This window comes from Pseudarthrobacter sp. NS4 (assembly GCF_024758005.1).
Classification (GTDB): Bacteria; Actinomycetota; Actinomycetes; order Actinomycetales; family Micrococcaceae; genus Arthrobacter.
Genome location: NZ_CP103288.1, coordinates 265,402 through 283,569, shown reverse-complemented (window position 1 = coordinate 283,569; position 18,168 = coordinate 265,402). Strand labels below are relative to the sequence as shown.

The 18,168-nt window shown below is 63.3% G+C and carries 20 protein-coding genes; 11 read left to right on the top strand and 9 right to left on the bottom strand.

Going from position 1 to position 18,168, the window contains the following annotated elements; all coding sequences use genetic code 11:
• Nucleotides 1-16 precede the first annotated feature (16 nt).
• Nucleotides 17-217: a hypothetical protein gene (locus NXY83_RS01330; protein WP_258804331.1), complete on the top strand. Its 201-nt coding sequence runs from the start codon at nucleotides 17-19 to the stop codon at nucleotides 215-217.
• 38 nt (nucleotides 218-255) lie between these two features.
• Here NXY83_RS01330 and NXY83_RS01325 read toward each other — a convergent pair whose 3' ends face one another.
• Together NXY83_RS01325 and NXY83_RS01320 are read right to left on the bottom strand one after the other, a co-directional pair.
• A complete protein-coding gene (locus NXY83_RS01325; RefSeq protein WP_258804330.1) occupies nucleotides 256-687 on the bottom strand; it encodes a class F sortase in 432 nt (143 codons plus the stop codon).
• A 388-nt stretch (nucleotides 688-1,075) separates the two neighbouring features.
• Nucleotides 1,076-2,209 (bottom strand): ice-binding family protein, encoded by a 1,134-nt coding sequence (locus tag NXY83_RS01320; protein ID WP_258804329.1) that lies wholly within the window; start codon nucleotides 2,207-2,209, stop codon nucleotides 1,076-1,078.
• Nucleotides 2,210-2,649: 440 nt separating this feature from the next.
• On the opposite strand from NXY83_RS01320, the gene NXY83_RS01315 reads away from it, so the two are divergent.
• The 3 genes from NXY83_RS01315 to NXY83_RS01305 all read left to right on the top strand — a co-directional run bounded on the left by NXY83_RS01315 (nucleotide 2,650) and on the right by NXY83_RS01305 (nucleotide 5,122).
• Nucleotides 2,650-3,612: an EAL domain-containing protein gene (locus tag NXY83_RS01315; protein ID WP_258804328.1), complete on the top strand. Its 963-nt coding sequence runs from the start codon at nucleotides 2,650-2,652 to the stop codon at nucleotides 3,610-3,612.
• Entirely contained in the window at nucleotides 3,597-4,016 is a 420-nt protein-coding gene (locus tag NXY83_RS01310; RefSeq protein WP_309484150.1) for an EAL domain-containing protein, read from the top strand. The genes NXY83_RS01315 and NXY83_RS01310 overlap by 16 nt, the downstream gene beginning before the upstream one ends.
• A 683-nt stretch (nucleotides 4,017-4,699) precedes the next feature.
• Nucleotides 4,700-5,122: a GlcG/HbpS family heme-binding protein gene (locus NXY83_RS01305; protein WP_258804327.1), complete on the top strand. Its 423-nt coding sequence runs from the start codon at nucleotides 4,700-4,702 to the stop codon at nucleotides 5,120-5,122.
• On the opposite strand, the gene NXY83_RS01300 is transcribed toward NXY83_RS01305, so the two are convergent.
• Together NXY83_RS01300 and NXY83_RS01295 are read right to left on the bottom strand one after the other, a co-directional pair.
• A complete protein-coding gene (locus NXY83_RS01300) occupies nucleotides 5,099-5,299 on the bottom strand; it encodes a hypothetical protein (RefSeq protein WP_258804326.1) in 201 nt (66 codons plus the stop codon). The genes NXY83_RS01305 and NXY83_RS01300 overlap by 24 nt on opposite strands.
• A 426-nt stretch (nucleotides 5,300-5,725) precedes the next feature.
• Nucleotides 5,726-6,430 (bottom strand): GAF and ANTAR domain-containing protein, encoded by a 705-nt coding sequence (locus NXY83_RS01295; RefSeq protein ID WP_258804325.1) that lies wholly within the window; start codon nucleotides 6,428-6,430, stop codon nucleotides 5,726-5,728.
• A 337-nt stretch (nucleotides 6,431-6,767) separates the two neighbouring features.
• On the opposite strand from NXY83_RS01295, the gene NXY83_RS01290 reads away from it, so the two are divergent.
• Complete coding sequence (locus NXY83_RS01290; RefSeq protein WP_258804324.1) at nucleotides 6,768-7,511, top strand: GAF and ANTAR domain-containing protein; 744 nt, start codon at nucleotides 6,768-6,770, stop codon at nucleotides 7,509-7,511.
• 149 nt (nucleotides 7,512-7,660) lie between these two features.
• Here the strand turns inward: NXY83_RS01290 and NXY83_RS01285 are convergent, their stop codons facing one another.
• The gene (locus tag NXY83_RS01285) at nucleotides 7,661-8,224 is read right to left on the bottom strand and encodes a hypothetical protein (RefSeq protein WP_258804323.1); all 564 of its coding nucleotides are present in this window, start codon (nucleotides 8,222-8,224) and stop codon (nucleotides 7,661-7,663) included.
• 437 nt (nucleotides 8,225-8,661) lie between these two features.
• Between NXY83_RS01285 and bioB the strand changes: the two genes are divergently transcribed.
• The 5 genes from bioB (at nucleotide 8,662) to NXY83_RS01260 (ending at nucleotide 14,353) form a co-directional block, all read left to right on the top strand.
• On the top strand, nucleotides 8,662-9,714 hold the full coding sequence (gene bioB / locus NXY83_RS01280; protein WP_258804322.1) for a biotin synthase BioB: 1,053 nt from the start codon (nucleotides 8,662-8,664) through the stop codon (nucleotides 9,712-9,714).
• 220 nt (nucleotides 9,715-9,934) lie between these two features.
• Nucleotides 9,935-11,284: an adenosylmethionine--8-amino-7-oxononanoate transaminase gene (gene bioA, locus NXY83_RS01275; RefSeq protein ID WP_258804321.1), complete on the top strand. Its 1,350-nt coding sequence runs from the start codon at nucleotides 9,935-9,937 to the stop codon at nucleotides 11,282-11,284.
• Nucleotides 11,285-11,292: 8 nt separating this feature from the next.
• Nucleotides 11,293-12,462, top strand: a complete 1,170-nt coding sequence (locus NXY83_RS01270) for an 8-amino-7-oxononanoate synthase (protein WP_397427613.1) — start codon at nucleotides 11,293-11,295, stop codon at nucleotides 12,460-12,462.
• Nucleotides 12,459-13,136, top strand: coding sequence for a dethiobiotin synthase (gene bioD, locus NXY83_RS01265; RefSeq protein ID WP_258804319.1), 678 nt, complete (start codon nucleotides 12,459-12,461; stop codon nucleotides 13,134-13,136). The genes NXY83_RS01270 and bioD overlap by 4 nt, the downstream gene beginning before the upstream one ends.
• Nucleotides 13,133-14,353 carry a cytochrome P450 gene (locus tag NXY83_RS01260; RefSeq protein ID WP_258804318.1) on the top strand — a complete coding sequence of 407 codons (1,221 nt, stop codon included), beginning with the start codon at nucleotides 13,133-13,135 and terminating at the stop codon, nucleotides 14,351-14,353. Before bioD ends, NXY83_RS01260 begins: the two co-directional genes overlap by 4 nt.
• A gap of 148 nt (nucleotides 14,354-14,501) precedes the next feature.
• On the opposite strand, the gene NXY83_RS01255 is transcribed toward NXY83_RS01260, so the two are convergent.
• From NXY83_RS01255 to NXY83_RS01245, 3 genes are all read right to left on the bottom strand, one after another.
• A complete protein-coding gene (locus NXY83_RS01255) occupies nucleotides 14,502-15,470 on the bottom strand; it encodes an IS481 family transposase (protein WP_258804317.1) in 969 nt (322 codons plus the stop codon).
• A 296-nt stretch (nucleotides 15,471-15,766) separates the two neighbouring features.
• Complete coding sequence (locus NXY83_RS01250; RefSeq protein WP_258804316.1) at nucleotides 15,767-16,360, bottom strand: TetR-like C-terminal domain-containing protein; 594 nt, start codon at nucleotides 16,358-16,360, stop codon at nucleotides 15,767-15,769.
• On the bottom strand, nucleotides 16,353-17,189 hold the full coding sequence (locus tag NXY83_RS01245; protein WP_258804315.1) for an alpha/beta fold hydrolase: 837 nt from the start codon (nucleotides 17,187-17,189) through the stop codon (nucleotides 16,353-16,355). The genes NXY83_RS01250 and NXY83_RS01245 overlap by 8 nt, the downstream gene beginning before the upstream one ends.
• A 90-nt stretch (nucleotides 17,190-17,279) precedes the next feature.
• Between NXY83_RS01245 and NXY83_RS01240 the strand changes: the two genes are divergently transcribed.
• Nucleotides 17,280-17,441 (top strand): hypothetical protein, encoded by a 162-nt coding sequence (locus tag NXY83_RS01240; RefSeq protein ID WP_258804314.1) that lies wholly within the window; start codon nucleotides 17,280-17,282, stop codon nucleotides 17,439-17,441.
• Between the two features lie 114 nt (nucleotides 17,442-17,555).
• Here the strand turns inward: NXY83_RS01240 and NXY83_RS01235 are convergent, their stop codons facing one another.
• A complete protein-coding gene (locus NXY83_RS01235) occupies nucleotides 17,556-18,155 on the bottom strand; it encodes a hypothetical protein (protein WP_258804313.1) in 600 nt (199 codons plus the stop codon).
• Nucleotides 18,156-18,168 lie beyond the last annotated feature (13 nt).

The following is an 18,168-nucleotide window of genomic DNA, read 5'->3' as shown; positions in this document are numbered from 1 at the left end:
TTACAATATACGGCCCTTGGCAGCCCGCGACTCCGGCGCCCGGATCCTGCTGGGCGGAAACCCGGACACCACCCAGCCCGGCTACTTCTACCCCACCACCCTCGTCGCGGACATTACGGCGTCGAAGGCCTCAAGGCCTCAAGGCCCGCGGCATCCCCCAGGTCATCAACGGCTAAATGGCCAGTCTCGAAGCTCGCTGGGTAGCTCATGCGACTAACACCAGAAAAGGCACGGAAGGCCGGCTCCATTCAGTACCTAACCAGCAGGTAGCGGGCTGGCCTGGACGATGATGTTCTTACCCCAAAGATCCTCTGTATGGCAGGTGATGATGACAAGCCGGCCCGGGACCTTGTCCCAAATGGCACTGTCCTTGAGCGTGTCCTTGTACTCCACGGTGATCTGATCGATGACAAAGACCAGGGGTCCCTGACCCGTTGTGACGGTAAGTTGATCGCCGGGCCTTGCCCGGGAACTGATCTCATTGAAGGGCGAAGGACGTCCCTCCCAGCTGTGCCCTACGATGTAGGTCGTGTTGGTGGATCCCGCGCCGGGGACGCCGTACGGGGTAAGCCAGTAGGCGTCCGCCGTGTGGGGAGGAACGATGGAACTGGACGTCACCTCCCCGTCCGTCGGTGACAGGGGCAGGACAGTCTGATCCATCCCGACGGCGGCATAAGTGATATGCAATGGCGGCGAGGCTGCGCCCTCCCGCAGCGCACCTTCCTCCACTGACGGGAGCGGCGGAATTGCGGGGAGTGGTGGGGTTTCCGAGGGGCTGGCAGGCTGGGCCCGCCCGGGAAGGACCCCTGGTCCGGAAGTGGGCGGACCAGGAGACAAACTGGACGGCGGCAGAGCTTCCGGACCTACTGGCGGTGAGGAACCGCCGCCGCCCAGGAGCACCGCAGCCAGGGCTACCGCTCCAGTGAGGGAAAGGCTGGCAGCAACCCTGCCCGCATTCCTTGCATTTCGCCTTTGGGAACCAAGGCGCCCGGCCGACGGCGAATCCTCCGCCAGGTGCGCAGTGCCGGGCAGGCGGCGGTGCCGGCCTCCTTGAGCAGATCCCCGCCGCAAGCCCCTACTCCTGGCTGCTCGGGCGCCTTCCGGCCACCAACCGGACCCCGAAGAAGATTGCAGCGGTTAGTGCAAGGCCAGCAACGAGTGCGCCGAGAGTCCCCGGGACTCCGCTGGAAAGGCTTGCCGCCGTATCAACGTTGGTGCCCTGGTTCCTGCCCCCGGTTCCCGTCCCCGCCAGTGGCGCTGCCGCTGCAGGGGTAGAAGATTCAGTGCCGTTGTCCCCTGGTGCGTCGGTGGCTGTTCCGGACGCTCCTGCTGTGGCAGTCACCGTCGGGCCTTCCGTGATTGTTGAGGTGGGCGTCGCGGTGGCGGAGCCGGTTGCAGTCCCAGTCGCTGTAGCGCTTTCCGAGGTTGTTTCCGTCGGCGTCGCCGTACCTGTTGTTGTCTCGGTCGGGGTGACTGTCGCCGTCGGCGTGCCCGTGGTGGGCGGCGGCGTTGTTGACGTTGGCAAACAGCCGGGGCTGGTAATCACATTCGTATCCAGGGATACCTGCCCGTTGCGGGCAAGCAGCCGCCCTTCCACCGTCGCGCTGGTCTCCGCCGTTATGGAGGTGAGCGCAAGAATGGTCCCTTTGAAGGTCGACGCCGTCCCCAGGGTGGCTGAACTGCCTACCTGCCAGAACACATTGCAGGCCAGGGCACCGTTGGTCAGGATGATGCGGCTGGCGGAAGCGGTGATCAGGGTCGAAGCCACCTGGAAGACAAACACGGAGTCGGGATTTCCCTGGCCGTCAAGCGTGAGCTGACCGCTGAGCGCCAACGAGCTGGTGGACCTGTACACACCCTCTGTCAGAGTCCTGCCAACGAGGTCCCCTGAAACGCTGGTAGTCAAGGGTTGTCCCGCCGCGACGTTGTAGGCGGTGGTTACATCTGACTGTGCCTGCAGTGCCACCGCATCTGCTGCATGAGTGGCTCCCGCAGCAATGCCGGGCGGAAATCCTGTGATGGCAGTCCCTGGGCTGACGCCCAGGTCACCTTGAAGCGTGGACGGGCCGGTGTTGGTCACTGCGGAGCCGGCGAGTACGGAGTAGGAGGTGGCGGTGCCCAGACCTACCGCAGTGGCAGCGAACGCCGGCGACTGCTGCGCCGCGAAGGCCACGGCCAGGAGAACTGCTCCCGTGGCACCCCCTGCCATTACTGCTTTTCGACGGCGCGACGCCCCCAAGGTGTGCTGACGTGACCTATGTTGTTGCGCAGACTTGTGTTGCATGGCAGTTCCTTCCCCCAGTGGGCAAACGCCCGAAGCACTGCCTGACAAGATTGTGAGGGTGCGATACCGCGGACTCTACGCCTCAAATGGCTGCGCACCTAGGACCTTCGACAGCCGCAACGAGGTCGTGCCCGGCTGCCGTAGTTGCCTTTTTGTTCGGGACTTCCTATCTTGGCTGGTCAAAGGTCCTCAGGGCCGTGGCGGCCCGCCGGCGTCGTCATCAAATGCGCAAAAAAGAATTATGGCGTTATCCGATGAGCCGGAGCCGTCAACGTTTATGGCCGCTGATTGAGAGTCCAGAATTCATTTGTTCTTCCTGGCCGACTTCAGCACTTGTGGGAGTAGGCTCGGCAAGGGGTGCTGGTATGCCGGGGAAAGATTCCAGCAAGACGGGGGCACGCGACGCACTGGTGTGCGTGCTGACTGTCCAGGTTCTTTTCGCACTGATCGCAGGTGCGGCCCTGATCCTGGACCCTGCCGGCATCCTCGATGACCTGAGACTTCAGGTTCTGGCTGGGTTCGTGATTCTCTTGCTGGTGGTCATGGCCTGCTTGCTTGCTCTCCGGTTCCACCACAGGCACTCCGCCGAGGGGGCGAGGTCCCGGAGTTCAGCCCAACTGATGGACACTGTGCTGACCACCAGCCGGGAATGGTTGTGGGCGGTCGACGAACAGGGAAAGTTCACCTTCTCCAGCCCGACCAGTACCGGCCTGCTCGGGTGGACACCGGCGGAACTGATCGCCGAGCACTGCAGCAAAGTCATCGAGCTAAACGACCTCATGCGGGCCAAGGGTGACCTCGCCGCGATTAACGGTCCAGGATGGAACCGGGTTGTTGCACGGTTCCTGCACCGCGACGGCAGCCTCGTGTGGATGGAAGTGTCCGGCACCACCCGCCCCGCAACGCAGGGACAACGTGGCGGTTTCGAGGGCACCAGCCGTCTTCTCCCGCCACAATCGGTTCAACAGGCCGCGGCTGCCCACAGCTGGGCCCGCGTCCGGGCGATGATCGATGAAAAGCACCTTGTGACAGCATTCCAGCCCATCCACAACCTTGCCACCGGGCGACTGTTGGGTGTCGAGGCCCTGTCACGGTTTGTCGCCACGGACGGAGCGAGCACCTCGTCCTGGTTCGCAGATGCTGCAGATGTGGGTCTGGGAACCGAACTGGAATTTGCCGCCCTGGAGACCGCACTCGAAACCGCCAAGGCTCTGCGACCCGACATTTATGTGGCCCTGAACGTCACCCCTGCGACATGCCTTGACCCGTTGCTCCCCCAGATTCTTAGCAAGTCCGCTTTTGCCCGGACCGGATCGTCCTGGAGCTGACCGAACGGCTGGAAGTAGCCGAATATGGGCCCCTTATCGCAGCTCTGGCCCCGCTGCGTCAACGCGGAGTCCGGATTGCCGTCGATGATGCCGGGTCCGGATTCGCATCCATGCGCCACGTCCTGCACATCCGCCCGGACATCATCAAACTGGATCGCAGCCTCATCGCGGGAATCGATGACGATCAGGGCCAGCGAGCCCTTGGCGCAGCCCTTGTCGAATTCGCCCGGCGAATCGGTGCCACGTTGGTTGCCGAAGGCATCGAGACGCAATCCGAGCTCGCTGCCATCACAAGGATTGGCATGACGGCAGGGCAGGGCTACCTGCTGGGCAGGCCTTCCGTCCGGCCCAAAGACTGGGCCGCATGGTACACAGCCCCGTGGCACCTCACCGAACCAACCTGACGGGAGAACCAGGCTCGATCGAACTTGTCGTCTCCATGATGTTCCAACTCGCTGCTTCTGCTGCCTCAGCCGATTAGTGGTGGTCTGGTCTCAGTTCAATTCAGTGCCGTAGCAATGAAAGGACCCGCGTGTCTTCAGTAAGGGCATCTAAAAGCCACCGGCCCGGGTGCGACGTCCCGGGCTGTCATGGCTGTTTGTAGCAGCCGGCATCGCCACCGTCGGCCTTGGGGCCCCAAGCAGCGTCACACGTTCGGTCATGCCAACAAGGCCGTAACCTGGCGGTTGCGGGTTGGACGGGCTGCGTTAGCCATTGTCGGTGACGGACATGGGACACAAGGACCTCCCGGTTTGTGTGCACTCTCGACAAGCACCAAACAACACCCGGAGGTCCTCTTATTGCATCAAATCAATCCCCGTGTCATCAACCTGCCGGGACTACAACTAGCCGTGCCTGTAGCGTTCTCAGACCCGCTGCCCCTGTCACGCGCGTCCCCCCGAAGTTATACTTGCGTCCCAGACCAAAAGAGTCCGCGTCGCCAGGGCTGTCAACGTTCAGGCATCTCGTTTGACTAAGTAGGTAAGAACCCAACGGATACGTCAACGCTTAGCCACACTTTCCTGCAGACGTAAGCCTGTCCAGTCATCCATCGGAACCAATCCCAGCCCAAAGGAGCAAATCCAAAATGACATCACCCACCCTCGCCGAAGCACGCACCGTAATCGCGGCGGCCGAAGAACGTGCGCAGGAAATCGGCCAGCCCATGAACATCGCAGTCGTGGACGCCGGCGGAAACCTGATAGCACACGTCCGCATGGACGGCGCCTGGATCGGCAGCATCGACATCTCGATCAAGAAGGCCTTCACCTCGCGAGCCTTCGACATTTCGACCAAGGACCTCGGAGACAATGCCCAGCCCGGCAACCAGTTCTACGGTATCCACGCCAGCAACGACGGCAAGATCATGATCTTCGCCGGGGGCATCCCCCTGAGCCGCGACGGCAAAGTCATCGGCGCCATAGGCGTCAGCGGCGGCTCGGGCGAACAGGACCAAACTGTTGCAGAAGCCGGCGTCAGTGCCCTTTCAGGCGTAGGTGCAGACAGGTAGCGTCCCCCAGAACAGGAGGGCCTTGACAAAGATCCTGATGTCGTCCAGCCCCCGCCCCACAGCGGGAAAACGCCGGGCCTCCCCTCTTCCAAAGTCGCCGGGTTCGAGGTCCTTGGGGGTTGGTCCGGCGGTAAAGCCAAGCGAGACCCCGGCTGGCTCGTTTGCATTATCAACCATGCCTCCGGCTGGTGGCGCCGCATCCAACTCAGACGTATGAGAGACAGACGGTCTTTCCCGCGTAGTTTCTCTCCTACGGGCAGTGCTAGTGATGCCACCCGGCGAAGAGCTCGCCAGAGCAAGGCTCCGCCGCTGCGTGGAGCGGAATCCGGGCCAGCCGGAGCGCGCGCTTCTGGAACAGTTGATGGCCCGCTCACCGGGGACAGGCCAGGCCTGAAGAACCAATAGTCCCGGCCTGTACAGGCAGCCCACCGGCAGGAGCCCGCTGCCTTCATCCGCATCATCGGGGATCAGAAAATTGACCGGCCAGTGGCCCCGAAGTGGGTGGCGATCCATCGAAGCACGGTTTTCTGGACTTCTGCGAGCTGGACGGTCGGTGCCATGGAGCGGGCAAGTTCCTGCTGAGCAAGTTTGGAGAGGCCCACTCTATGTGGCGCTGAGGAATTTCCCGTGGATGATCTTCCCGGCCTCTTCAAGCAGTGGCCGGCCTGTGGTGCGGGCTCCTTGATGAAGGTACATCAAGGCTTCGGCACGGCTGCATCGGTCCTGGATCATGATGAGGGCCACCGCGCCGTCAACAACAGCACGGGATTGCAGTGCTGCATGCCACTCCTCCGACGCCCGTTCACGAGAATGGGTGTTCAGGGCGAGTTGGACGGCCCGGGACATGGACACGGCAAGTTCCTTCACGGCATCAATGATCGTGGGTTCCAGAGTGTGTTGAGAGGACGAATAACAACTCAACACCCCCTTGACGGAGTCATAGGGGCCGATCCGTATAGCCAGTACGGATCGTATTCGCTCGCCCGAGGCCGCGCTGGCGAACCTTCTCCAGCGTCCATCGGAGTGAAGATCGGGGACGAACACCTGATCCTGCCCGCGGATGACTGCCAGGCACGGGCCTTCTTCCAATCCGTGCTGCAGCAGATCCAACCGCTTGGCCTGTGCGCTGCTGCTGGCCACGACTTCCGGGACACTGCCCCGTTGAACGCTAAGGGAGCAGGCGAGGGGCGTCGGGCCGCCGAGCAGGGATACTGAGGTCAGCGTCAGCCGGAGGAGGAAGTTCGGCAGACCCTTGCTTTCCAAGAGGAGATCTTGGAGCTGGTCATTCGATGGGTTCTTGCCGGCCATTAGGCATCGATTCCCGTAAGGGTCCATGGCGTCCCGGCCCGTCTGCAGACCGAACGTCCTGGGTACCTATGCACGCTGCTGTACGGTGGCGGCCCATTGGCTTACCCTCTGAGGGTACTCCCATTCTCTGGGCACCGCCCCCCCTGGAGAGACACCATGTGTTTTTTGGTTTCGGTTTCGAACCTTCGAAAATCCGGCGGAGAGCATGCGTCTGCGGCCAGGCAAAAGTGTCGGAAGAACGCCGGCCAGGCGTGGAGGTCTGCTGCGGGCGGCCTGGCAGTCCCGCCTGATCCTCTGGCGTATTAGGATCAAAGGCACTAATCAGAGGATGTGACTTATGGCGTTCAAAAGCGGGGATACCACTGAGGCTGCCGATCAGGAACCCGCATTCGGTGGTGATCTCGCCAGCCGGCTCAGCGACCTTGCCCGGGATCTTCAGCAAGAGCAGGACACCGATGCCCTGCTGACCGATATAGTCCACGCCGCGCTGGACCTGATCCCCCACGTGGCCCATGCCTCCGTCAGCCTCGTCATGGGCAGGAGGACCGTGGAGTCCCGGTCGGCCTCAAGCGGGCTCCCCCGGGAAGTCGATGCGCTGCAAAGTTCAACAGGCCAGGGGCCATGCATCGACGCCGCCTACGAAGAACGAATCGTCCGCGTCCCGGATATGGGACAAGAGGAACGCTGGCCGGACTTCGCGCGGGCAGCCTACAGTGCCGGTGCGCGGAGCATGCTGTGCTTCCAGCTCTTCGTCAAAGGCGACAACCTCGGTGCCCTAAACCTGTACGGCGACGACGTAAATGTTTTCGACGAGGAGTCAGAGCAGGTCGGTCTGCTGGTCGGGGCCCACGCCGCGGTCGCATTCTCCGACGCACAGGAAATAAGCCAGCTAACCCAAGCCCTGGACACGCGGGACCTCATCGGCCAGGCCAAAGGAATCCTGATGGAGAGGTTCAAAATCACCTCCCAACAGGCGTTCCAAATCCTGGTCAGAGGAAGCTCGGAATCCAACACCAAACTCAGGGACGTCGCCGAGCACCTCACCCGTAGCGGAGAAATACTCACTCGCCAACGTAAGTAGGAACCCCGTCCACTGTCGATTACCTTACGGATATCCATTATCGGCGCGACGAGTCGAGTGGGGGGAGTCCCGGCAAAAGCGGCTGCTTGCCATCATGTTCGTGGCGTTTTCTTCTCAAGAATCCGGGAGTCAGAAGTGGTCAGCCAGCGTCACAGGTTTCTTCGATCGGTCGAGTCGGAGCGGATTACCGCGATGATCCACCCGACGACAGTTATTGTGAAGAGCGCGTACCCGACACTCACTAAGGGACCCCTGCTGTCGAGGGCGCCCCCGCCCAGATAGATCAAAGAATAAGTGGCGAAGACCGCTGCTGCTGCCGCTCCAACGAGGCGCACCCAGAGCGGGAGCCACGTGGACCACGCAAGCATCAGCAGACCGGGTGCATAAAGTAAGACTCCAACGGCGAAAGACCCTTCACCGCCTGCCACGTCAAATGGGTTCAGCACTCTGGTTTCACCGAGCGCGACAAGGACAAGCCCTCCGGCTGTGAGCCTGCGGCCGATGGAGAGGTGCTCTACGGCAAGCAGCACCAAGGCCGTGATGAGCCCCACCGCGCTGAGTGCGTACAAGATACTCTTGACGCCGCCAGGTTCGAAGAAGTTTCCAGCAGAGCCCAGCACCACACCAACGACGAGACCTGCGACAATGATCCACCGCGTCCCGTCAAGGACGAGGGGTGCGCCGGATCCTTCTTTCTTCGACCCTGAAATCATTGGACCTCACCGCTAACGCATGACTTATATGCGAGAAACCTACCCCTAACCGGACGCCGCTGCCAGAGCAAGAAAGTCCGATTCAGTAGCTTCACGCCGGCCAGAGCCCGTGAACGGGTGAAACCCACAGGACATTGCTGAAGCTCGCGAAATCCATCAGCGGCGCGCCAGCCAAGAGCCCTATCGCCTGAGGGACCCTTGGGCAACTTCAACAGCCGCAACGTCCAGTTCTTCGAAAACTGGCCACCCTTTGCCGGGTACGACTTTCCGTGTCTTCTTGGCTGACTTGGTATTCGTGTGCCGGATCTGGTTGTAACTGGAGGCGTTCGTCGGCCCATTCACCAGATCTTTGTTGAACCCCTCCAAAATAGAGTCGCCAGGGGAGAACTAGCGTCTGCTGTTGAGGAATATTCCCAGTAGACGTAAAGGACCTGCCAATGACGATCCAGGCAAACCATCCCACCGCCGAGAACCCCGAGGCAACCACGGGCTCGGGCTATCAAATTCTGGAGATCGCCCGCCAGCAGGTTCTTGAGGACGGTATCGGCCTGACCCAGGCCCAGCTTGAGGAGGTCCTTCGCCTCCCGGACGAGGCACTTCCCGCCGCCCTCGAGCTGGCACACCAGGTCCGGCTCCGGCACTGCGGCGAGGACGTGGAGGTGGAAGGCATCATCTCCATCAAGACCGGCGGCTGCCCCGAGGACTGCCACTTCTGCAGCCAATCCGGTCTGTTCGACAGCCCGGTCCGCGGCGTCTGGCTGGACATCCCCGAGCTGGTCAAAGCCGCCAAGGAAACCGCCGCCACCGGAGCCACCGAGTTCTGCATCGTGGCCGCCGTCCGCGGCCCCGACATCAAACTCATGAACCAGATCAAGTTCGCCATTGACCGGATCAACGAGGAAGTGGACATCAACATCGCCTGCTCGCTGGGCATGCTCACCCAGCGGCAGGTGGACCAGCTGGCCAGCTGGGGCGTCCACCGCTACAACCACAACCTCGAAACCGCGCGCAGCTACTTCCCCGAAGTGGTCACCACCCACACCTACGAGGAACGGCTGGAGACCTGCGCCATGGTCAAGGACGCGGGGATGGAACTGTGCTGCGGCGCTCTGATCGGGATGGGCGAAACCCTGGAGCAACGGGCCGAACTCGCCGCCCAGCTGGCCGCCCTGGAACCGCACGAGGTACCGCTGAACTTCCTCAACCCCCGGCCCGGAACACCGCTGGAAAACCAGCAGATCATGGACGGCAAGGACGCGCTCCGCGCCATCGCCGCGTTCCGGCTGGCCATGCCCCACACCGTCCTGCGCTACGCCGGCGGCCGCGAACTCACCCTCGGTGACCTGGGCACCCGCGAGGGACTCCTGGGCGGCATCAACGCCGTCATCGTCGGCAACTACCTCACCACCCTCGGCCGCCCCGCCACCGCCGACCTCAACCTCCTGGTAGACCTCAACATGCCCATCAAGGAACTCCAGAAGACGCTATGAATGGGGTTTGGACAAGCTCAACCACCGTGGACTTTTGTGGACACTGCGGCGAGGCGTTCGACGGCGACGGCGGCCCGCCGTCGGGCCTTCATCAACGCTGCGGGGAACGCCTGGCAATGGAGCCGCCACGGTACTGCGCCAGGTGCCGGCGCCGGATGAAAGTCCAGGTGACCCCGCTGGGCTGGACGGCCGAGTGTTCCCGCCATGGGGTGCTTGCATCATGATCGGCGGAGGCCTGATCCAGCGTGACCGGGCGCGGTTGTGGCATCCCTACGCTCCCGCCTCACAAGACCTTCCGTTGTGGGAGGTGGAGGCGGCCGACGGCGTGCGGCTGCGGCTGCGCGCCGAGGACGGCACGCGCCACGAAGTGGTGGATGCAATGTCCTCGTGGTGGTCCGTGATCCACGGCTACCGCAATCCCGTGCTGGACGCCGCGGCGAAGCGGCAACTGGAGAAGTTCAGCCACGTCATGTTCGGCGGCCTGACGCACGCCCCCGCGGTGGAACTGGCGGAGCGCTTGGTGGACATGGCTCCGGCAGCGCCCGGGCAGCCGCACCTGGAGCGGGTGTTCCTGGCCGATTCGGGCTCGGTTGCCGTGGAGGTCGCGCTGAAGCTGGCAGTGCAGTTCCAGACCGCCTCCGGGCACCCGCACCGGCAACGGTTCCTGAGCCTCCGTGGCGGATATCACGGCGACACGTTCGCGGCGATGGGCGTGTGCGATCCCGTCGACGGCATGCATTCAGCGTTCCCGGGACTGCTCGCCGGGAATTTCTTTGCGCCCCGTCCCCCGGCAGCGGCGTCAGCAACTCCCGAATCCATCCAGGCCTGGGCGTCCGAGCTGACGAAGACTGCGGCTGCGCATTCCACACAGCTCGCCGCGATCATCGTTGAACCGGTCCTGCAGGGTGCCGGCGGCATGCACGCGTACCCGGCCGAGTGCCTGTCGGTGTTGCGGAAGGTGGCGGACCGGTTTGGGCTGCTGCTCATTTTCGATGAGATTGCCACCGGTTTTGGTCGTACCGGTGAGCTGTTCGCGGCCGATCATGCCCGCGTGGTGCCGGACATCATGTGCGTGGGTAAGGCCCTTACGGGCGGCTACCTGACCCTGGCTGCCATGCTCTGTACGGCGGATGTGGCCGCGACCGTTTCTGACGGCTCTGCCGGCATGTTGCTGCACGGTCCCACATTTATGGGCAACCCGCTGGCATGCGTGGTGGCCAACGCGAGCCTGGGCATGATCGCCGGCGGCGGTTGGCGGGCAGACGTGGCCCGCATCGGCGCACGCCTGGAAGCCGGGCTGGCTCCGGCGCTTGGTCTGGCGGCCGTGCGGGAAGTCCGCAGCATCGGCGCCGTCGGAGTCATCGAACTGCATGACGCCGTGGACGTCGCCGCGGTCACCGCTGCCGCAATCAGGCATGGAGTCTGGGTGCGACCGTTCCGGAACCTCGTCTACACCATGCCCCCATATATCAGCACCCTGGAAGACATTGACCTGATCGCTGCTGGCATGACGGCGGCCGTTGCCGAAGTCCACGAGCGCGTCCCGGCGCGTTCCGGAGGTCCGGCATGAGCCGGTCAATGACCCAGTGGCTTGAGGGGCAGGCCGCCATCCGGGAGCGCCGCGGCCTGGTCCGCCGCCCGCTCCCCCGCACCGCAGACGAAAGGTTTATCGACCTCGCCAGCAACGACTACCTCGGCCTTGCGGCGGATCCCCGGGTTGCCCGGGCAGCTGCGGATGCCGCAAAGACATGGGGTGCCGGCGCCACGTCCTCGCGCCTCGTGGCAGGCACAATCGGGCTGCACTTGGACCTCGAACAGGAGCTGGCAGCACTGGCCGGGATGGAAACGGCGCTGGTGTTCTCCTCCGGCTACCTGGCCAACATCGGTGCGATCACTGCCTTGGGCGGTCCCGGGACGGTGATCGTAGCGGACGAACACTGCCATGCCTCGATGATCGATGGCTTCCGGCTCAGCCGCTCCCGCGTTGAATCTTTCACCCACAACAGCGTGCAGGACGCCGGCCGGTTGCTGGCCGGACGGTGCGAGCCGCGTGCGTTGATCGTCGTCGAGTCCATCTACAGCGTCCTGGGCGATGACGCGCCGCTGGCCGGTTTGCTGTCCCTGGCCGAGGAACACGACGCGGTGCTGCTCATCGACGAGGCACACAGCCTCGGCGTCACCGGCACTGGCCAGTTCCAGGGCCGCGGTTCGGTAGCAGGGACTCTGCTGGCCGGGCACCCGAACGTGATTGTGACGGCGACGCTGTCCAAAGCGTTGGGGAGCCAGGGCGGGGCTGTCCTGGGATCAGGACTGTTGCGGGAGCACCTGGTCAACCGGGCGCGCAGCTTCATCTTCGACACCGGGCTGGCACCGGCCTCCGCCGCTGCGGCCCTCGCCGCGGTGCGGATCATCAGGGACGAAGGGTGGCGGGCCGAGACTGTCCGCAGCAACGCAGCGTCTCTGGCGGCAGGGCTCGCACCGACCATTGGAGCCCGTGCCAGCGACGGCCCGACGTCATCCGCCCGGACGGCTGGGGCCCTCCGGTGCATCGCAATGCCGTCCGTGGAATCAGCCCTGGCAGCCACCGCGGCAGCGCGCAACGCTGGGGTCCGTATCGGCTGCTTCCGCCCCCCATCGGTGCCTGACGGTGTCCCGCGGCTGCGGCTTACCGCCCGCGCCACCCTGAAACCCAAGGAAATCGAAGACAGCTGCGCCGTGCTGCGCGGCATTTTGGAGGAACTTATATGAATCTGCCCGCAGTCATCCTCATCACGGGAACGGACACCGGCGTCGGAAAGACAATCACGACGGCGGCCCTCGCCGCCGTCCTGCAGGCAGCGGGCCGCAGCGTTGCGGTCTACAAACCATGTCAATCAGGAGCCGCCAACGGTGACTCCGACACGGCTGAAATTGTCCGGCTCGCCGGTGCGGTGACTGCCGAAACCGGAGTCGTCCTGCAGGAGCCCTTGGCACCAGCCACCGCTGCCGCCGCCGAAGGAAAGCGGCTGCCGAATCTGGACGTTCATGCGGACCGCGTCCGTGAGCTTGCGGCCTCGCACCAGCATGTCCTGGTTGAGGGTGCGGGCGGCCTCCTGGTGGAACTGGATTGCGGGGGCGGCACCTTGGCCGACCTCGGATCCCTATTGTCGGCGGCGTTTGTTCTCGTTGCCCGGCCAACCCTGGGAACCCTGAACCACACCGCCCTGACCCTCGAAGCCCTGGCCGCACGGAAACTGCAGCTCCTGGGGGTAGTGCTGGGAAGCTGGCCCCGCGTTCCAGGCTTGGTGCACCATAGCAACCGGCAGGTGCTTGGATCGCTTCGGGTACCCTTCCTCGGGGCCCTCCCGGAGCGGGCATCAGAGTTGTCCCCCGCGGATTTCCGTGCCGGCGCAGCTGCCTGGCTGAATGGACTGTCGGCATGACCCCGGCGTCGATGGCGGCGGCAGCCGCGGGTGCCGCAAGGACAAAGGCGGAAGGTTCCCGGCTGACGCCAGCCGACGAATCGAGCCGTTGCCCATACCTGGTGGTGCGAAACCCGGCTGCCGTCCGTGACGTGTTACAGCGGCCGTCCGATTTCAGCCCAGCAAATGCGCTGATTGCGGTGACCCCGCTGGACGGGCCTGCCTTGCGCGTGCTGCAGGGAGTCCGTTTTGCCTTGCCCCCCGTCCTGGCCAGCAACGACACCGCAACGCATGCCGGTATTCGGAAGGTGGTGGCTGGCTTCTTTACACCGGCAACAGTGGCTGCCATGGAGCCGCGGATCCGCGAACTGGCACAGGAAGCGGCCCGGACCGCCGCTGACCAGCTCGAGTCTTTCGGGTCAGCAGACCTTGTGCAGGCCGTGGCCGCCTTTCCACCGGCAGTGGTGATGCTCGAACTCCTCGGGCTGCCCGTACAAGATCTTCCTGATCTCAAGCAGTGGGGCCGCGATTCCATGGAGCTGTTTTGGGGCTGGCCCGATGAAAGCAGGCAACTGGAACTCGCCCACAGTGCCGCCGGCTTTTATGTCTGGATCCGGCAGCTGGTTGCAGAATCCAGCAAATCCGCCGGGCGCAACCTGTTCAAATCCCTAGCCGAACACGGACTGTCCACTCCCGAAATCTGCTCACTCGGCTACTTCCTGCTCATCGCCGGACAGGAAACAACCACCCAGCTGATAAGCACCACCCTGTTCCGCCTCCTGGAGGGATCCACCCCCTTCGTCTGGGATGACGCCGCATCCCACGCAGGCTCTAACGCGGCCGTCCGGCACGTCCTTGTGAGCGAATCATCCGTACCCACCTGGCGCCGGGTCGCAGCCCAAGACACGAACCTCGGTGACGAAACCGTCGCGGCCGGGACTGAGATTCTCCTTGAGCTAAGCGGCAACCCCATCACCTCACCAGCTTCACCTGAGAGCCCATTGCCACCTTGGCAGACTGACCAGAATAAACAAGCAACCAATTTCAGCCTGGTTTTCGGCGCCGGCATCCACCGCTGCCTCGGCGCCAAGCTCGCAGAACTGGAGGCCACCGTCATAGTTCAGGAAACGGCCACAACTCTCCCCTTGATCCAACTACACGACCGCGAGCCCGAGTGGATCCATTTGCTGTCATTCCAAGCTCCGCGCACAGTCTCCGTGACGAAGGCCATACGCTAACTCCAGGTGCTGCAAATACCGCTTCCAAGTCAGCCCACGGTCTGACAAAGTTGTGGCGAACGCGGCACGGTAGGTAGCGGGAGTCGCCATTTCCGGAAACCCAGCTCGCGTTCCGTATGTACGTACGTCCAGTTAAGGAACACCCCAACTAGATGTATTGACCTGAGAGGTTGGTGACGCGGCTGGCCGGCGTCTGACCTTTGAGTGCAGTGTGGGCTCGGTGGTGATTGTAAGCATGGAGCCAGTCGGGGAAAGCGGCAACACGCTCGGCCTCCGAGCGGTAGGGCCGGGTGTAGGCCCATTCCTCGAGCATCGTGCGGTTGAACCGTTCGATCTTGCCGTTCGTTTGTGGGCGGTAGGGGCGAGTGCGTTTGTGCTTGATGTCCGGGCCCAGGGTTTGAGCGAAGGCCCTGGACCGGTAGCAGTTTTCGTTGTCCGTCAGGACCCGCTGGTCAGTGATCCCTTGGGCCCGGAACCAGGCGTTGGCGCGCTGCCAGAAGGCTGCTGCCGTTTCCTTTGTCTCGTCTCCCAGGATTTCGGTGTACGCAAGGCGTGAATGGTCATCAACAGCGTTATGGAGATAGTGGTAGCCGGGCCTGCGGTTGGCCGTGCTGCCTGTCTTGTTCTTCCAGCCAGCGACCCTGCCCAGAACCCTGTGCCCGCCGCCGTCCGGGATCCGGCCAAGCTTTTTGATGTCGACATGGACCAGGTCCCCGGGCCTGTCGTGTTCGTAGCGGCGGATCACCCTCCCGGTGCCACGGTCCAGCCAGGTCAGTCTTGCCAGCCGGTAGCGGGACAGCACACGGTGCACGGTGGAGGGGTGGATGCCCAGCAGGTATCCGATCCTGGCAGGGCCCCACCGCCGGTTCACACGCACAGCGATGATCCTCCGCTCAGTACGCGTTGCCGTCCGCCGGGGAGAAGAGTGCGGGCGGCTGGAACGGTCCTCCATCCCAGCCGGACCGTGTAAGCGGTAGCGCTGTGCCCAACGAGCCGCAGTGGGAACCGAGACCTGGAACCGCTCTGCAGCCCGGCGAAGACTCCAACACTGGTCAACGACACATTGCGCGAGCTGCAGCCGGCCACGAGGGGTCAGAAGAGCGTTAGGGTGGGACATGAAGACCTCCGTGCGTGGAATTGGACTCTAGACAAGCCCCACTCCACCCGGAGGTCTTCTTCATGTCACCAAACCACGCCGACCGTCACTAACGTCCATGGTCAATACAACTAGACGCACCCGAACTGTAGGTCCTGACTTTCATCTGCGATGCGCCGAGAACTCAACCCGGCAGTAGCGTATGCGATCCAATAACCCTGCCAGGCCCCTACCAGCGCTGCACCGGCAGTCCAGCGCCGTATGCGTGCGGAGGTGTTCATATGTGCTCTCCTTCATGTTCTCAGGGTGGCGTGCTGCTAAACAGACAACGGCTCGGCCGGCCGCGACCTGTCATGAAGGGACAGTGTTGCGTGGATGCCGGTGATGAGTCGCTGGTAGCTGCGGTTTACGTCCTGCGGCATTCCGAAAGCTCCTCCTTTTTCGAGTTCAGCCCAGCCGTGCATTGCTGCACGGATTGCCCGGATGGCGTCAACGGCATCGTCGCCTTCAAGGTTGTATCCCCGGAGGACGGCGAGCATGACATCCAGCACGGCCGACGCTGCGGCATTATGCTTTGCGTCATCCGGAATCGGGGCACGGATCGTTGCCGAGTACCGGCCAGGGCATTTCAGTGCGTACTCCCGGTAGGCGTGGGCGACGGCGTGGAGGGCCTCACCGCGGGAACGGCCAGCCGCAGCCGATGACAGAACGCCGGCCAGTTCATTCATAGCCTGGATGGCGATCTCGCCCCGGAGAGCCTCCAGGCTTTCGATGTGGTTGTAGAGGCTTGGCAGGCGGACGCCAAGGCTTTTAGCGACCATGGCCAAGGTAAACCGCTCAAACCCGGCGTCATCAGCCACAACTGCGGCCGCCGCGACTACCCGTGACCGGTCCAGTCCAGCCCTAGGCACTGGTCCGACGGCCCTGCAAAAAGGAAATGACAGAAGGTGAAACGGCGTCTGCATCCTGTGCCTGAGGATAGTGTCCGGTACCGGGGACCATCATCACCTGGCCATCAAGCCTGCCCGCGATCAGTTCAGCTTCCGCCACCGGGTCCGGAAAGTCAGGGTCCTTCTCCCCCATAATCACCAGAGACGGGGCCTGTACTGCGGTGAGCCGGGCCTCCGCGGGGGCATGGGTGGTGCGGGTTGTTTTCACGAACGCCCGCCAGTATGCGGGTCGGCGCAGGCTGGCGTCGATGGCGGCCAGGTGCTCCTGGAAATCAGCCGGCTTCCGGCCCGGATAAAAGGCGGGGAAATAGGCCCGCCACACCCGCCGCCCCCACGGTCTTAACAACGCAAGCCGGAACAGCAGCCGCTGCACGGGCTTCATGGGTATGTCCCGGACAAAGGGGCCAATCAGCACCAGCCGCTCGACCAGATCCGGCCGTTCCGCTGCTGCCCACACGGCAGAACCGGCACCCATCGAATTTCCAATCACTCGCGCCGGAGCCCCTAAGTGCTCAACCAGGGCCAATATGTCCTGTCCGGTGGCAACATCGTCGTATTTGCTGAAGGTGGCATCACTGGCGCCGTGCCCACGCAGATCTATAACGGCAACACGGAACCCTGCCCCGACCAGGTCCGGGGTGAGGAAGCGGTAGACCCGTCCAAGGTCGCCCATCCCGGGAACGCAGAGAACAAGAGGACCTTCGCCCCGCACCTCATAGGCCACCCGACCCTCGCCCACCCCAAGGAACTGCACGTTGCCGCCATAGTCCAGAATTGCCCGCTCCACCATTGAGTCCTCCGTTCGCCCTCAGCCAAACTAACAGGATTAGGACAAAACTAACCCTATTAGTTTTGTGCGTCAAGAGGTGCGCCAGCAACCATGATCTATCTGGCCTCGGCACCTGACCTCAGCGACGTCAATGGACGCTTCTTCGCCCAACGCAAGCCCCGCCGATCCTCGAAGGCCAGTTACGACCGGGCCACGGAGGCACACCTATGGAAAGTCAGTGCCGAAATGACGGGCCTGACCAAGACTGATTGATCCCCATAAGGCGCAGCCTCCCCCACGAAGCTTCAGTCGACCAAATCTCCTGATCGATGACAGCTTCCGCCACCCCTGAAGGGCGACATAGCGTCTCCTATCGTTTTGACGGCTCTAGCGGGACTGGAGAGCATCCAACGCCACTGCCATCGCCGCCGCAACCCGGCCATCGAGTCGTGCGCCTGGGAGGGTGATGAGGTATCGGTCGCGAAGGGACCGTCCCCGTTCTGATGTCATGAGCACTTCTCCGTTCGAGTCGACAAAGTCGAAGTGGAAGCGGAAGGGCGAAGGGATGGCGTCGCCCAGAGGTGTCGCTTCCCATATGCGCCGGCCGATGGCCACGCCGAGGCTGCGTTCGCTTCCGGTGACTTTGAGCCCGGACGCTTCGAGGTGCCAGGTCGATCGCAATAGGGACTTGCCAAAGTCTTTTCGGAAGCTGCCGATCGGTTGTCCATTAGGGTCCAGCACGTCGTACGTCGCGCCGAGGTCGAGGCGTTGCCGCGCCTTGAAGAAGAAAAGCGGTATGGTCCTTGACTCGTCCTGGTAGAAGGTCACTTGCTCCTTGAAAGCGGCCCGCTTCTGCTGGGCGACGGCGAGCAGGTGCCCAGGTTGCCCGTCTCCGGTCACGGAACGTATGTCGTACCGGTTCACCATCAGGGTGAGCTTCTGTGTCACGGTGAAACGGTCGATGCCCTGGGCAAGTTCTGCGCTCATGTGCGTCCTCGTG

Excerpts from the sequence above, each read along its gene's own strand:
- NXY83_RS01320 (WP_258804329.1), bottom strand. The coding sequence starts at position 2,209 with ATGGCAGGGGGTGCCACGGGAGCAGTTCTCCTGGCCGTGGCCTTCGCG.
- NXY83_RS01315 (WP_258804328.1), top strand. The coding sequence starts at position 2,650 with ATGCCGGGGAAAGATTCCAGCAAGACGGGGGCACGCGACGCACTGGTG.
- NXY83_RS01305 (WP_258804327.1), top strand. The coding sequence starts at position 4,700 with ATGACATCACCCACCCTCGCCGAAGCACGCACCGTAATCGCGGCGGCC.
- NXY83_RS01300 (WP_258804326.1), bottom strand. The coding sequence starts at position 5,299 with ATGGTTGATAATGCAAACGAGCCAGCCGGGGTCTCGCTTGGCTTTACC.
- NXY83_RS01295 (WP_258804325.1), bottom strand. The coding sequence starts at position 6,430 with ATGGCCGGCAAGAACCCATCGAATGACCAGCTCCAAGATCTCCTCTTG.
- NXY83_RS01290 (WP_258804324.1), top strand. The coding sequence starts at position 6,768 with ATGGCGTTCAAAAGCGGGGATACCACTGAGGCTGCCGATCAGGAACCC.
- NXY83_RS01285 (WP_258804323.1), bottom strand. The coding sequence starts at position 8,224 with ATGATTTCAGGGTCGAAGAAAGAAGGATCCGGCGCACCCCTCGTCCTT.
- bioB (WP_258804322.1), top strand. The coding sequence starts at position 8,662 with ATGACGATCCAGGCAAACCATCCCACCGCCGAGAACCCCGAGGCAACC.
- bioA (WP_258804321.1), top strand. The coding sequence starts at position 9,935 with ATGATCGGCGGAGGCCTGATCCAGCGTGACCGGGCGCGGTTGTGGCAT.
- NXY83_RS01270 (WP_397427613.1), top strand. The coding sequence starts at position 11,293 with ATGACCCAGTGGCTTGAGGGGCAGGCCGCCATCCGGGAGCGCCGCGGC.
- bioD (WP_258804319.1), top strand. The coding sequence starts at position 12,459 with ATGAATCTGCCCGCAGTCATCCTCATCACGGGAACGGACACCGGCGTC.
- NXY83_RS01260 (WP_258804318.1), top strand. The coding sequence starts at position 13,133 with ATGACCCCGGCGTCGATGGCGGCGGCAGCCGCGGGTGCCGCAAGGACA.
- NXY83_RS01255 (WP_258804317.1), bottom strand. The coding sequence starts at position 15,470 with ATGTCCCACCCTAACGCTCTTCTGACCCCTCGTGGCCGGCTGCAGCTC.
- NXY83_RS01245 (WP_258804315.1), bottom strand. The coding sequence starts at position 17,189 with ATGGTGGAGCGGGCAATTCTGGACTATGGCGGCAACGTGCAGTTCCTT.
- NXY83_RS01240 (WP_258804314.1), top strand. The coding sequence starts at position 17,280 with ATGATCTATCTGGCCTCGGCACCTGACCTCAGCGACGTCAATGGACGC.
- NXY83_RS01235 (WP_258804313.1), bottom strand. The coding sequence starts at position 18,155 with ATGAGCGCAGAACTTGCCCAGGGCATCGACCGTTTCACCGTGACACAG.